General features: G+C 50.4%; 12 protein-coding genes. 5 read left to right on the forward strand and 7 right to left on the reverse strand.

Features of this window, described 5'->3' with window-relative positions:
* The first annotated feature begins 324 nt into the window (after positions 1 to 324).
* Together ilvD and ilvA are read left to right on the forward strand one after the other, a co-directional pair.
* A complete protein-coding gene (gene ilvD, locus WKJ04_RS08805; RefSeq protein WP_337880085.1) occupies positions 325 to 2,178 on the forward strand; it encodes a dihydroxy-acid dehydratase in 1,854 nt (617 codons plus the stop codon).
* Positions 2,179 to 2,181: 3 nt separating this feature from the next.
* Positions 2,182 to 3,825, forward strand: a complete 1,644-nt coding sequence (gene ilvA, locus WKJ04_RS08810; RefSeq protein WP_337880086.1) for a threonine ammonia-lyase, biosynthetic — start codon at positions 2,182 to 2,184, stop codon at positions 3,823 to 3,825.
* A 127-nt stretch (positions 3,826 to 3,952) separates the two neighbouring features.
* Here ilvA and WKJ04_RS08815 read toward each other — a convergent pair whose 3' ends face one another.
* The gene (locus WKJ04_RS08815) at positions 3,953 to 5,452 is read right to left on the reverse strand and encodes a hypothetical protein (protein ID WP_337880087.1); all 1,500 of its coding nucleotides are present in this window, start codon (positions 5,450 to 5,452) and stop codon (positions 3,953 to 3,955) included.
* Positions 5,453 to 5,936: 484 nt separating this feature from the next.
* On the reverse strand, positions 5,937 to 6,227 hold the full coding sequence (locus WKJ04_RS08820) for a nucleotidyltransferase family protein (RefSeq protein WP_337880088.1): 291 nt from the start codon (positions 6,225 to 6,227) through the stop codon (positions 5,937 to 5,939).
* A gap of 187 nt (positions 6,228 to 6,414) precedes the next feature.
* On the opposite strand from WKJ04_RS08820, the gene WKJ04_RS08825 reads away from it, so the two are divergent.
* Both WKJ04_RS08825 and WKJ04_RS08830 read left to right on the forward strand, forming a co-directional pair.
* Positions 6,415 to 6,825 (forward strand): nucleotidyltransferase substrate binding protein, encoded by a 411-nt coding sequence (locus WKJ04_RS08825; protein WP_337880089.1) that lies wholly within the window; start codon positions 6,415 to 6,417, stop codon positions 6,823 to 6,825.
* Complete coding sequence (locus tag WKJ04_RS08830) at positions 6,818 to 7,144, forward strand: nucleotidyltransferase domain-containing protein (protein ID WP_337880090.1); 327 nt, start codon at positions 6,818 to 6,820, stop codon at positions 7,142 to 7,144. Before WKJ04_RS08825 ends, WKJ04_RS08830 begins: the two co-directional genes overlap by 8 nt.
* A gap of 82 nt (positions 7,145 to 7,226) precedes the next feature.
* On the opposite strand, the gene dgt is transcribed toward WKJ04_RS08830, so the two are convergent.
* The 4 genes from dgt to WKJ04_RS08850 form a co-directional block, all read right to left on the reverse strand.
* Positions 7,227 to 8,762, reverse strand: a complete 1,536-nt coding sequence (gene dgt, locus WKJ04_RS08835) for a dGTPase (protein ID WP_337880091.1) — start codon at positions 8,760 to 8,762, stop codon at positions 7,227 to 7,229.
* A gap of 95 nt (positions 8,763 to 8,857) precedes the next feature.
* Positions 8,858 to 9,697 carry a DUF3037 domain-containing protein gene (locus WKJ04_RS08840; RefSeq protein WP_337880092.1) on the reverse strand — a complete coding sequence of 280 codons (840 nt, stop codon included), beginning with the start codon at positions 9,695 to 9,697 and terminating at the stop codon, positions 8,858 to 8,860.
* A 181-nt stretch (positions 9,698 to 9,878) separates the two neighbouring features.
* A complete protein-coding gene (locus WKJ04_RS08845; RefSeq protein WP_337880093.1) occupies positions 9,879 to 10,634 on the reverse strand; it encodes a hypothetical protein in 756 nt (251 codons plus the stop codon).
* Positions 10,635 to 10,784: 150 nt separating this feature from the next.
* Complete coding sequence (locus tag WKJ04_RS08850; protein ID WP_337880094.1) at positions 10,785 to 11,144, reverse strand: MerR family transcriptional regulator; 360 nt, start codon at positions 11,142 to 11,144, stop codon at positions 10,785 to 10,787.
* A 552-nt stretch (positions 11,145 to 11,696) separates the two neighbouring features.
* On the opposite strand from WKJ04_RS08850, the gene WKJ04_RS08855 reads away from it, so the two are divergent.
* The gene (locus tag WKJ04_RS08855; protein WP_337880095.1) at positions 11,697 to 12,956 is read left to right on the forward strand and encodes an NADH:flavin oxidoreductase/NADH oxidase family protein; all 1,260 of its coding nucleotides are present in this window, start codon (positions 11,697 to 11,699) and stop codon (positions 12,954 to 12,956) included.
* Between the two features lie 46 nt (positions 12,957 to 13,002).
* Here the strand turns inward: WKJ04_RS08855 and WKJ04_RS08860 are convergent, their stop codons facing one another.
* Positions 13,003 to 13,995: a branched-chain amino acid aminotransferase gene (locus tag WKJ04_RS08860; protein ID WP_337880096.1), complete on the reverse strand. Its 993-nt coding sequence runs from the start codon at positions 13,993 to 13,995 to the stop codon at positions 13,003 to 13,005.
* Between the last annotated feature and the right edge of the window lie 160 nt (positions 13,996 to 14,155).

A 14,155-nucleotide genomic window follows, 5' to 3' on the forward strand; every position in this document is an offset into this window, starting at 1 on the left:
GAACCCATCCCTGGGGGCCTCGTTTCGCGCCGTCCCTGGCGCTCAACGGTCGCTTTATGGAACACAGCAACCCTGAGCAAGTTGAGCAATACAGTAGAGGGTGAGGTGCTCATCCTTGAAAAAGACAAATTTATAAAACCCAGCCCAGGGCTGAGTTCAAAAAACAAACTATATGCACCCCAAAGTAATTGGAAGTGCAGCTAGGCGACAAGCGAGTGAGGCCCCAGGAGCATAGTGAACTATGTGACTGGGGCGAAGAGCGAAGTCAACAACGCTGCGGTTCCAAGTACGCAGGGGAACTAAACAAATTGGAGTTACCTAAGTATGCCAAAGTTACGATCAGCCACTACCACCGAAGGCCGCAATATGGCGGGAGCCCGTGCCTTGTGGCGCGCCACAGGGGTTAAAGATACCGACTTTGGTAAGCCTATTATTGCGGTGGTGAACTCCTTTACCCAGTTTGTGCCGGGCCATGTGCATTTGCGTGACTTAGGCAAACTGGTGGCCGAAGCCATTGAAGAGGCCGGTGGTATTGCCAAAGAATTCAACACCATCGCCATAGACGACGGCATTGCGATGGGCCACGGCGGTATGTTGTACAGCCTGCCGTCACGCGAAATTATTGCCGACTCGGTGGAGTATATGGTGAACGGCCACTGCGCCGACGCCATGGTCTGTATTTCCAACTGCGACAAAATCACGCCGGGTATGTTAATGGCCTCACTGCGGCTGAATATTCCGGTGATCTTTGTGTCGGGCGGCCCCATGGAAGCCGGTAAAACCAAGCTGTCGGATCAAATTATCAAGCTGGATTTAGTGGACGCTATGGTGTCCGCCGCCAACCCCAATGTCAGCGACGCCGACAGCGAAAAAATTGAACGCAGCGCCTGCCCGACCTGTGGTTCGTGTTCAGGCATGTTTACCGCCAACTCGATGAACTGCTTAGTGGAAGCTTTAGGTTTAGCCCAGCCGGGTAATGGTTCGTTATTAGCCACCCACGCCGACCGTAAGCAGCTGTTTATCAACGCTGGTAAACGCATTATGCAGCTGACCAACCGCTGGTATCAGCAAGACGACGCCAGCGCTTTGCCGCGTAACATTGCCAATAAAACCGCGTTTGAGAACGCCATGATGCTGGATATTGCGATGGGCGGTTCTACCAACACAGTGCTGCACTTACTGGCGGCGGCGCAGGAAGCCGAAGTAGATTTTGGCATGGCCGACATCGACCGCTTGTCGCGCATGGTGCCGCACCTGTCCAAAGTGGCACCGTCCACCCAAAAATACCATATGGAAGACGTGCACCGCGCCGGTGGCGTGATTGCCATTCTGGGCGAGTTATTACGCGCTGGCCTGCTGAACCCCAACACGCCGCATGTGGCGGGCAGCTCGTTGGGCGACGTGATCAACCGCTACGACATTACCTTAACCAAAGACCAGGCCGTGCACGACTTTTACCGCGCCGGACCGGCCGGTATTCGTACCACTGTGGCCTTTTCGCAGGACTGCCGTTACCCCACGCTGGACGACGACCGCTTTGACGGTTGCATTCGCAGCAAGGAAGGCGCTTATTCGCAAGACGGTGGCCTGGCGGTGTTGTTCGGCAACCTGGCCCCCAATGGCTGTATTGTGAAAACCGCCGGGGTAGAAAAAGAAAACCTGGTGTTTAACGGCCGCGCCCGTATTTTCGAAAGCCAGGACAGCGCAGTAGACGCCATTCTGGCCGGTAAAATGGTCGCAGGTGACGTGGTGATTATTCGTTACGAAGGGCCCAAAGGCGGCCCCGGTATGCAGGAAATGCTGTACCCCACCAGTTACTTAAAGTCGATGGGTTTGGGCAAAGCCTGTGCGCTGATCACAGACGGCCGTTTCTCGGGCGGTACGTCGGGTTTGTCCATTGGCCACGTGTCACCCGAAGCGGCCAGCGGCGGTGCCATAGCGCTGGTGGAAGAAGGCGATGGCATTGCCATTGATATTCCCAACCGCCGTATTGCCATTGAAATCAGCGACGCCGAACTGAACGAGCGCCGCGCCGCGATGGACGCCAAAGGCAAACTGGGCTGGAAACCTGTGAACCGCGAGCGTTACGTCAGCCCGGCGTTAAAGGCCTACGCCATGCTGGCAAGCAGCGCCGACAAAGGCGCAGTGCGCGATTTATCCAAACTGGAACAGGACTAACGCATGATGGATGCCACTGCGCTTAATACGGCCGCGGTAGAACGCGAAACTGCCGCCGCACCCCAGGTAAAAAATGCCGCGCCTGGCGTGGCTAACCATACCTATTGGCAAAAACCCGCCACCGATTTAGCGCAGCAGCAGGCCTATTTGCGCGATATTTTACTGTCTCCCGTGTATCAACTGGCGGTGGAAACCCCGCTGCAGGCCATGCCGAAGCTGAGCCAGCGGCTGGGCCATCAGGTGCTGTTAAAACGGGAAGACCTGCAGCCTGTGTATTCCTTTAAGCTGCGTGGCGCTTTTCATAAGCTGTGCAAGGTAAAAGAGCAAAGCCCCAGTGCTGCCGTCATCTGTGCTTCGGCAGGCAACCACGCCCAAGGCGTGGCCATGTCGGCACGCAAATTAGGCCTTAAAGCCACTATTGTGATGCCGATCACCACGCCAGAAATTAAAGTCAATGCAGTCAAAGCCTTAGGTGGCAAAGTGCTGCTGCACGGCACCGCCTTTGACGAAGCCAACCGCCACGCCATAGCGCTGGCCGCTGAGCAGGGCGCGATTTATATTCCACCTTTTGATGACCCGGACGTGGTTGCAGGCCAGGGCACAGTGGCCAAAGAGCTGCTGAGCCAACACAACAAACTGGACGCTGTTTTTGTGCCTGTGGGCGGCGGCGGGCTGGTGGCCGGTATGGCGCTGTACATTAAAGCTGTGATGCCGGGTGTGAAGGTGATAGGGGTAGAACCCGACGACGCCGCCTGTTTAAAAGCGGCGCTGGAAGCGGGCGCGCCAGTCACGCTCGACCGGGTTGGGCTGTTCGCCGACGGCGTGGCGGTGAAACGCATAGGCAACGAGACCTTTAAACTGGCGCAGCAGTATTGTGATGATGTGATTACGGTTACAAGCGACGAAATTTGTGCGGCAATAAAAGACATTTTCGACGACTTACGCGCCGTGGCCGAACCTGCCGGAGCGCTTTCTTTGGCGGGCCTGAAAAAATACGCCGCCAGCGCCGACCACAGCCAGCAACTAAGTGCGGTATTAAGCGGCGCCAATTTAAACTTCGACACCCTGCGTTATGTGTCGGAGCGCTGCGAGCTCGGCGAGAAAAAAGAAGCGGTGTTTGCCGTGACTATTCCCGAGCAAAAAGGCAGCTTCCGCCGCTTTTGCCAAACCATAGGCGGGCGCGCCATTACCGAATTTAACTACCGCTACGCCAGCGATCACAAAGCCCATATTTTTGTTGGTATTAAGCTGCGCCACGGCGCTGAAGAGCTGGCGCAGGTCACCCAAGCCTTAGCCGATGCCGGTTACGAATTTCAGGATTTATCCGACGACGAACTGGCCAAACTGCATGTGCGCCATATGGTCGGCGGCATGCCACCGCGTTTAGTGCAAGAGCAGCTGTACCAGTTTAACTTCCCGGAATACCCCGGCGCACTAATGAACTTCCTCACCACTTTGGGTGATGAGTGCAATATCACCCTATTCCACTACCGCAACCACGGCGCTGCGACTGGCGATGTATTGGCAGGGTTTGAAATAGCCGATCATTCGGAGATAGCCGAACACTTGGACCAGCTCGGTTATGAATACCGGCTGGTCACTAGTAATGGGGCTTATAGGGCGTTTTTGAGGGTGGAAGCAGTCTAAATATCAAAGTGTATATTTGTTGCGCCAGTAGTTTAATAAATTAATACGTGAAGCGTAATTGGTTAATTCATTTGTTAATGAAAATTCTCATCCGACAATTAGCTAATGAATGTTTAAATTTCGATTCCTAGGCAACAATTTCAAAACAATTGTTGCACATCTTTTGTTTTGTATAGGCTAGGTGATTCGTATCTATTGGTTTTCGACACTTTGGGCAGCTAAATGCTTCTCCTATATTCATTAAAAATCTCTGAAAGAAAGAATCTTCCAAAGATATTCGTCTTATGTCTCTAAGATCTTTTAAATTCATATTATCAATTGCGGAACTGTCTAATTGACTCTTTGCTATATTCAGTGAGTTATAACATCCGTAGTCAATCGAGTAAACATTGTAAGAAACGCCAGAGTGATCTTTATGAGAGTATCCACTTTTTCTAAGGTGTAGAGCTCTAAGATCAATTAATTTTTGTATGTGTTTATTGGTTGAGTATTTTTCTGGAATTAAAAAATGAATTGATTTTTTTCTTTCTATGACTTCCTGCACGATTTCAGTTAGTAGTTGCTTTTCAATTGGATTTTTATCTATTTGCTCTTTTTTGTCTGTTTCATACCACTCTAGGTTGGCAGACCTAACATTTTTTACACTTATTCTTTTTGCGTTTGATGTGTGTGATATTATAAATCTGTCATACGAATTAATGAAAAGATTAATGAAGTCTCTTGGGATTCCGGCTGATGCAACAAGTATTTCATTAAGTGCTACATTTGCAAGAAATAAATTTATCACATTTGAATTCTGGGTTTTGTTTTCTTCCAAAAGTTTATTTATTGATTGGTTGTCGTGGCTATTTAAATGCTTTAAAAGCAAATCGTTGAAAAAATCTCTTGTTTGAGTTTTGTTTACTTCAAAAACATATCTCATATCCAGTGGATAACCAAATATATCACCACCATCCTCTAAACCCACAAATTTGCTGTCAGTTCTTATACCGAGATTGGTTCTGTTGGGTATGGCGGCAATTTTTAGAGTTACTTTTAATGCGGCAAACATTTTTTTGATTATTTCCGCAAGGTGAATTTGTGTCTCAGTACCAATTTCTGACCATTCATCTAAGAGAATAAATAATCTATCAAGCTCCAATAAACTTATCAGGTTTTCCATCTCGTTAGTCACATCTAATATAGAAATATATGACCCTAACTTAAATTCTGATCTAGTCTTTTTGTCGCTATCGGCAGACAATGTTGCGCTAGGTGTTACTGATAATAGCGCTGAAGTCTTAAGGCTATTAGTCTCTTCTTCTGATATTGATAACTCCTTTGATTTTCTGAATGTGGTTCCGTCAAACTCTAAGTAAATTTTTGAGAATTGTTCGAAAAGTTTATCTGTCTTTTGTTGAGAAATGTTTTTATCTGAAAATGGATTGTACCCAAATATTGAATTAACATTCGTATAGCAATTAATGGATATTTCTTGCAGTATGTGTTTAAATATTAGTATTGCATTTGATTCTGGCGATTCTATCTCTTTAGGAATTAGAGGGATTATTCTTCGTAGATCGATATAAATTGGAAAATATTTTTTTTCTTTAAAATTGTCGAGTAATTTTTCACTTAGTGCTCGCAATAAATGCGTTTTTCCTGACCCTCTCCTACCATAAATAACAGTATTGTTGACATTTAGAATGTTTTCTATATTTTCAATTCCTTAATATAGTTCAAGATATGATTTGTAGTCTATGTTTTCAGCCCTAACATTGTTAGCTAAACTTTTAACACAGCTTCTTATTTCATTTGATTTGATGCTGAACAATTTGTCACCTCGAAATTAAAAATGTGAGGAAAGTGCTTGGCCCATGCCCCAAAGGTTAAATCTTTTATAAAGCAGAAAATGGATAAATAAAGCGGAAGAGTTAAAAGCGGATAACGCCTGAAAACCAAACTGCCTAAACATCCTTTTCCGGCAACCTGCAACACGTTGTTGTTACTTTAATAAAACCAAGGTAAAGCAGCTTTTCAGAAACGGCAAGCAGTTTTTCGGTACGGCTGAGGATATGTTTTAGTTGGCGGATTTTGTCTGCTGCAGGCTGGCTTCGACAGTGATTAGCGGCTCATACCGGCCGGGCCTTGGCGAGTACTGTGCTACGGAATTTTTCCGGTAGGGCATTTGGGGTTAATACATCTACCTTTACCTGCAGCAACTGCAGCAGTTGGTGGCGTATAGCGCCTATATCGAACATCGTCATTTGCGGGCCTGGGTCGACCAGCAAATCGAGGTCGCTTTGTTCTGTGTCTGTGCCTTGCAGTACAGAACCAAACACCCGCACATTGCTGGCGCGGTGCGCAGCCACAACCTGGCGGATTTGTTCACGGTGTTTGGCTAAGGCCACAGAAGGTTTCATTAGGATCTCCATTGATTCTGCTCAGATTTTGGCCTTCCGCCGGGGCGCTGGTAACAGTAGGCATGGTTGTGTGAACACTCCAGCTGGAATTAACTCTACCCCGTCGTTTGTGTTGCAAGATGCTTTTGGCACCAGGCTGCTGCTGGGGTATGCTTATAAACAATTGATTTAAAGGCAGAGCAAGACGATGACACTGGATATCACCCCGTTAAAAAACGCCATCTCACGGCTGGATGAGGGCTGGGCGCGGTATCAGCAAGACATTACCGACACACAAATTCGTGATGGATTGGTGCAGCGTTTTGAATTTACCTATGAAATTAGCCACAAAATGCTCAAACGCTATCTGGAACAGAGTGCGGCCAGCCCTGAGCAGTTTGACACTATGCCTTTTGCCGATTTAATTCGTTCGGCCAACGAACAAGGCTTGTTATTGGGTGATTGGCCGGTTTGGCGCAGTTACCGTGATATGTGCAGTAAAACCAGCCACACCTACGATGAAGATATTGCGCTGCAGGTGGTGGCGGGTATTCCAGCCTTTTTGCGGGAAGCACAGTTTCTGGCAACCCAGTTAACACAGCGGTTAAGCCATGCATAAGCCTGATCGACTGCAGGTTTCCGCGTCAGAATGGCAGGAATTGCAGCGCATTTTGCAGCAGTATTTGCCCCAGCATGAAGTGTGGGCGTTCGGTTCGCGGGTGGATGGGCCTTGTAAACCCTTTTCGGATCTGGATTTGGTGATTCTGACTGAACAGCCTATGCCTCTGGCGGCTATGGCTGAACTGTCGGAAGCGTTTTCTGAATCAAACTTGCCCTGGAAGGTGGATCTGGTCGATTGGGCCACCACCGCAGAATCTTTTCGCGCCATTATCCGGGCAGGCAAGTTAGCCATTCACCCACTAAAAAACGTTAAATAAACCACAACCGGCAAGCAGTTTTTCGGTACGCCTGGCAGGTCTTGTTGTTGCCAGGCATACCGAGGCTTTGAGCTGCGTTTTTCTATCGGCAAAGCACCAGCGCTTCGTATTCGTCCAGTGCATAGTGGTCTGTCATACCGCTGATATGATCCTGAATTAAACGGCAGCGCAAATAGCGTTCGTACACCTCGTTGTCATGCGGCAGGGTGTATGGTGAGTTTTGTAATGCTTTTTGGTAGCTGGATTTGTATTTGCCGGGTAAACGTCCTGCCAGCCGGTTTTCCAATGGCAAGTCTTTGTTGGCCTTGCCCGCCAGTACTCGGGAGAAATCATCTTTGCTTAATCGAAGTATGGGCAGGTAGGTGTCTAATAAACCGCCAATAATTTTAAAGCCCTGTATTTCCAGTAACTCTACCTCACGGGCATTAAATACAAATTCGCGGGCCACTGATTTGAATGTTTCCGTAACTGCATGGTATTGGCTTTCATCTTCTAATAGCGCTCTGTTAAAACTGCCGTGGAAGACCTGTTCAATGTTCGTTGTAAACTGCTCTGCGGCGTGACAAACCAACGGGTGGAGGATGCCTACGCGTAAGCTGATAAAAAATTCATATACCCTGTTGTCAGTAAGGTTCTGCGTTTTATCCCATGCGGACGTCACTATTTGCTCGAAGGTGACGGCGTTGCCACCCAGGCCTTTTAGTTTGCTGTCGACTGCAACTTTGCATTTCGCTTTAAAATGTTCCAGTAGCGCAGTTTTTAACTCGTCCAGGCCCAGAATGCCCTTTTCAACTGCATCTTCAATATCCGCAATGCAATATGAAATATCGTCCGCTGCTTCCATGATGTAGCTCAATGGGTGACGGTGAAACTCCGCAATGCCTAAGAGGTCATTTTGCTGTTTGATGTAACTGTGTTCGGTATGGAAGTAACCGGGTTTTTTCATCAGATAGCTGTAATCTTTGTGCTGTTCTTCCACCACTAACCAGGCCGGCCTGGTGTATTTCATAATGCAGGCAAGCTGTGAGTAAGTCAGGTTCATGGTCTGTAGCGACGTCACAATCCGGATGCCCTGCGCATTGCCCTCATAGTTTTGCAATTCCAGCGCGAGCATTTGCCAAAGGTGTGCGGCTGTTTCAGATTTATTTACTGCTTCTTTTGGCTTAATTCGAAACAGGTTGCAGGCAAACCATTTATTGATCGCTGCTTCCCCCGAATGACCAAAAGGCGGGTTGCCAATGTCGTGCATCAGACAAGCCATTTCAATCAGGCTTTCGGTGGCGCGTTCCAGTTCAGTGAAGTGGTAGGGATCAGTCGCGTTCTCTTTGGGTAGTTGGTGTTTTTCACGTAGCAGCCTGCAAATAGATTGCACAATAAAACGCCCTACCTGCTGCACTTCCATCGAATGGGTTAATCGGCTGCGTACCGCAGCATTGCGTTCCAGGGGGAACACTTGAGTTTTTTGTTGCAAGCGCCGGATGGCCGCAGAGTTAATAATGCGGCCCCGGTCACTTTCGAAAGCGAACTGCAGGCGAGTGATGTCGTAGGACGGGAAAGCTGGCTTGCTGGATTGAAGAGGGCGGTCGGCTTTAATTTTTTTGCGAAAATCGATATCCATCAGAACAACTCCTTGCACTGCTACCTGAATGGCTTAAATCAAGTTAAAACAGGTACAAAGAAAGCTCAAGCGGTTTTTGGTTCCGCCATCACTACTTAATGAATCAGTTGAAATCCATCTGCCGTTAATGCGTGCCTGGCAAAAGCAGTAATGGCTTTGTGGTCGTTATGGGCAATGGTGTGCAGGCCTAATTGATCAAACTCGCGTTGCACTTCGGCAAAGGCTCCGGCCAGTTTTCTATCGGTTTGAATGGGGGCTTGCAGCGGTAGCAGTACATGGTCTTTTTTTAGCACATTGTCTTGCTCTAAACGGGTAAAGCGGCCCAGCCAGGTTTGCGCGTGGTCGAGAATTTTTCCGGCATTTTTATGCTGAAAGGCCAGCGGCCGAATAACAAAAGTGTCGTTCGTTTTTGCAACCAGCGGCAGGGTGATTTCATCAAAACGGCCGGTGAGTTGCTGTTGTTTAAAATGAGTCAGCTTTTCTGTTTTCAGTTGGGCGCGAATGGCTTTTACCAACAGTTGTTCCTGATACGCTTCGGTCAGAAAAGTGCGGTGCACCAGTTGTTCAAACAGTTGGTCCGCCAGTTCGGCTGGTTTTTTGTCGATATACATAGTGCGCAGGTCTGAATAACGCACCAGCGTTTCGCGTGGCCGCACTAATTCCTGCATAGTCGCTACTAATTCTTTTGGTTGTAACGTGGCCATATAGGCATGGAGACGTTTCAGCTCTTGCTGCACTGTGTCGATGGCGGTCTTGTACAGCTTGCCTTGCACATCTTCAAAAAAGTCTGTGATGCGGGCAAAGCGGGTTGGAGCCAGGCGGAATTCAAATACAGTGTGGTCGGGGGCGCACAGCACTATGCCGACATTGGCGAATTCGCCCGTCTCAGCATGAGGTAAAAACCTTACTATTGCGTACTGATACAAAGTTTTCATATCAGAGCCTCCCAAAAACCATCTGTTCTGAATGATGCCAATAAAGTTAAAACAGGGGCATCGGGTGCACAAGGTGTTTCTTGTCGCTTTCTGATACTCCTAAAGTTGAAGCCAAAAAAGCTACATTCATAGCTGGTTTGGCTTCAAGGCTCTGCCGTATCTGTGTTGTCGTTGCTGGCCGTTAGTTGATTTTTATCACTGCCGGACTGGTGGTTGGCTGAGGCTGGCCGTCCTGATCAACAGCTGGGGCCGGGGGTTGGCTGTTCATATTGCGGGTGGCCACAGCCGCCGTTTCCAGGCCGCTGATAATATTGCAGACGGCGTGGTACTGCACGGCGTCGGCAATGGCTCGGTTCACCGGGTACTCCACCAGGCTTTGCTGCCTTTTGCTATTAATTTGCTGCAGTATGCCTTCACGTTGTGAGGTGATGCCTGACGAAATCACGTTTATGGCCAGGTTGTTAAAGTAGGCTTCGTTGTATTGCGACAAAATACCATTGGACACAGTGCTGCCCGCCGCCAGAGCCTTGGCTGTAGTGGCAGGTGTTACCACTGCCGCAGCCCCGCTTAACAGCGTGGCTAATCCACCCCACCCCAGCTGAGTTTGCGCTTTGGATGAGGTCAGCACCCGCAGGTACATGCCACATTTCTGGTTGGACGCCGCTATCACCCGGTCTTGCAGCTCGTTACGCTGGTATTTAAGTTTGTCGCTGCCAAGGTCAGTATTGGCCAGCTGAGGGATATCAGAGAAGCCGTAGTCGCTGAGCAGTGTGTTGATGTCGATGGTTTCATAGGCTTCAGCTTTATCTTCTGAAACCAATAAAGAGCCAGAACCGCTGAGTAAATTGGCTTCTTCCGGCATGGTGTATTGGCGCATGGTGGAGCAGGCGCTGAGCAGGCTGACGAGCAAAAGGCTGGTAAGTACCGATGTTTTCATTATGTTCTCCCTGGTGTTGGTAGGTAAAAACCTGCATCACCGGGCCGGCTTTATTCGGATGCGGCCTGCGGTGCAGCTTCTAAACGTAGCCAACTTTGTTCCATTTAGCGAAACTTTTGTAAATGGATTGCAGGGGGAGATGATTGAGTGTTAGGGGGCTGCAGGGGTGAGCTGCTGAACCAGTTGCTCCATATCGCGGCGCTGCTGTTGCAGTTGTTGCATTTGCTGGTCCAGCTCCTGCAGTTTTTGTTGCAGCATCGGCAGTAACAACTGGCAATCGACCGGGTGCTCTTTGCTGCCATGCTGGCGCTGCACGGCGCGAATTTCCGCCAGGCTAAAACCCATGTGCTGGGCTTTGAGGATAATCTCCAGCCGTTGTTTGTTGTCTTCGTTGTAATAACGGTAACCGTTGGCCTGGCGCACTGAGTGGATCACGCCTTGCTGTTCCAGAAAGCGAAGTTTGGATTCCGACACATTCAACAGTTTGGCAAGCTGGCCAATGCGGTACATGATGTTCTTCCTGCAACAGAAAAATATCGCCGGATACTGGCATAGAAAAGCTTGACTCTCAACTAGGGTTGAAGCTTTACACTGTCTGCGTCGTCATTCGGGTTATAGCAGCGTTGGCTTCGGCACTTCGCCCCAGTCACATAGGTTTCTATGCTCCTGGGGTCTCAGTTTCTTGCCGCCTTGCTCTAACTCGAATGCCATAGCAGCAAGCTTCGTCGTCATTCGGGTTAGAGCAGCGTTGGCTTCGGCGCTTCGCCCCAGTCACATAGGTTTCTATGCTCCCGGGGACTCGATTGTTTGTCGCCTTGCTGCAACTGCAATTACTTAGCAAGTGCCTGGCGTTGTACTTGAATTCAGGCCGTCCTTATTTGCATTGGATTGGAATTCCAGACGGGCGGGTGCAAGACCCGCCCCTACGGTTTTTTCCAACCAGCACCTGACTGAAACGTTGGTGTAGGGGCTTGTCCCAGCCCGTCCATCTATACCGCGGTGTGTTTTATCGGGCGAAATTGCCATAAAGGTTGAAAAAAATGAATACCAAGAGGTGTCACTATGTTGTTTAAAAGCCTGAATCTGCCAAGTGGCGTGCTGCTGCAAAACCGGCTGGTAAAAGCGGCCATGGAAGAAAATATGGCGGCCAGTGGTCAGAACCCCTCAGCAGCCCTGATTGAACTGTATCAGCGCTGGGCAGAAGGTGGCTGCGGTTTGCTGATTTCCGGCAATGTGATGGTCAGCCGCACAGCACTAACTGGCCCGGGTGGCGTGGTGCTGGACGTATATTCCGATATGGCGCTGTTTAAGCGCTGGGCTCAATCCGTGCAGAGTGGTGCCGGCCAGCAACATGGCTCCAGGCTGATTTTGCAACTAAACCACCCCGGCCGTCAGTTACCCACCAATCTGGGCCAGCCTGCGCTGGCGCCCTCCGCTGTGGCGCTGGATTTAGGCAAATTCTCCAACATGTTTGTGAAACCCCGTGCCATGACGCTGGATGATATCGAGCAGGTAAAAACCCAGTTTTTAACTTCGGCCCGGCTGGCGCAGCAGGCGGGTTTTAGTGGGGTGCAAATTCATGCGGCGCACGGTTATTTGCTCAGCCAGTTTTTATCGCCTTTGGTAAACCAGCGCACCGATCTTTATGGCGGCAGCCTGGAAAACCGCGCCCGCCTGCTGCTGGAAATTGCCGCCAGGCTGCGCAGCGAATTACCACAGGGCTTTATCGTCAGCGTGAAGCTGAATTCGGCCGACTTTCAGCGTGGTGGTTTTTCCGCGGACGATGCCAAACACGTGTTGCAGTGGTTAAACCCGCTGGGGTTGGATTTTGTTGAGTTGTCGGGCGGCAGTTACGAAGCCCCGGCGATGCAGGGCGACAGCCGGGATGGCCGCACCCTGGCGCGTGAAGCTTATTTCCTCGAGTTTGCCAAAGACCTGCAGCAGGTGGCAGCTATGCCTTTGATGGTAACGGGGGGAATTCGCCGGCGCGAAGTGGCCGAGCAGGTGCTGCAGTCGGGAGTGGCTCTGGTGGGTATTGCGACGGCTTTGGCGCTGCAGCCGGACTTGCCCAGGCGCTGGCAGGTTGGTGAGCCGTTGGCGCCGGAATTGCCTGCACTGGAGTTTAAGCAAAAGCCATTAAAAGCTTTAGCCACTATGGCCTATACCAGGCTGATGCTGCGCCGTTCAGGCGAGCCCCTGCCATTCTGGTCACCGCTGCGCTGGCCTCTGTGGATGCTGCTGAGCGACCAGCTACGGCTGAAAAAACTGGCCAAACGGTACCGCCGTGAAATGGCCGGTAAAGGGGCCAGTTGCTGCAACTGAGGCGGTCAGGGTGGGGTAAACCGCCGCCCTGACCGAAAAAGAAAGGTTAGATATGCGTCAGCCAGCCGTGTTTGTCTTCGGCCTGGCCCCACTGAATAGCGTTCAGTGCCTGACGCAGTCTGGCAGTAGTGGCACCTGGCTCACCCGAACCTACTTTGTATTCTTTGCCCTGATGGATCAGGGTGCCGACCGGCGCCAGTACCGCAGCAGTGCCAGACAAGGCCGCTTCCGTGCCTGGTTTGGCGGCACGTTCCAGCAGTTCGGCCACTGTCAGTTCACGTTCAGATACGGTCATGCCCAAATCGCGCGCCAGCGTCAGAATAGACTCGCGGGTCACGCCGTGCAGGAAGGAGGCGTCCAGCGCTTTGGTGATAATTTCGTTGCCGTCGATCAACAGGAAGTTGGCCGCGCCGGTTTCCTGTACATCGCCGTTCGGGCAGAACAACACCTGATCGGCCTGGTACTGAGCACGGGCCTGCAGCGTTGGGTGCAGCGCACTGGCGTAGTTACCGCCACTTTTGATCATGCCCATATGCGGTGCGCAGCGGGCGTTGTCTTCCATCAGCAACCGCAGGCCGCGGCTGCCACCGGCAAAGTAATCACCGACAGGCGATAACAGCACATACAGCATGGACGTAGTGGTTGGATTGGCCGCTTTACCAATGGCCGGTTCGGTACCTATATGGGTCGGGCGGATATACATAGAACCCGGCGGCGTGGGGACGTCGGCCGCGTAGTGTTTCACCACGTCGATAATCATCTGCTTTAGCAGGTTGGTGTCAAACTCTGGCAGCGACAGCAGTTTTGAGCTTTGCTGCATACGGGCGATGTTTTTGTCCATGCGGAAAATAGCAATGCTGCCGTCTTCGTGACGAAAGGCTTTTAAGCCTTCAAAACAGGTACTGGCGTAGTGCAGCACATGCGCGCCCGGGTGCAGTTGAATGCGGTCGGCGCTCACCAAAGCACCTTCGCTCCAGCTGCTGCCATCAAAATGGGCCAGTGCCATTTCTGGCATAAATACGCTACCAAATGCTGCCATCTTCTTTATTCCTGTTGCTTGCCGGCCTGACAAGGCCGTTCATTTTTGTTACTGCGAATTCTGACTTGTCTTGTCGGTTTCGGGGGCAAAAAAAGCGGATGGGGGAGCTGGCGCTGGGCCATCAAAACCTTGTGGAATTTCATCTGCTGCGCACCCGAAC

Origin of the sequence: Rheinheimera sp., from assembly GCF_037442345.1 — a bacterium.
Lineage (GTDB): Bacteria > Pseudomonadota > Gammaproteobacteria > Enterobacterales > Alteromonadaceae > Pararheinheimera.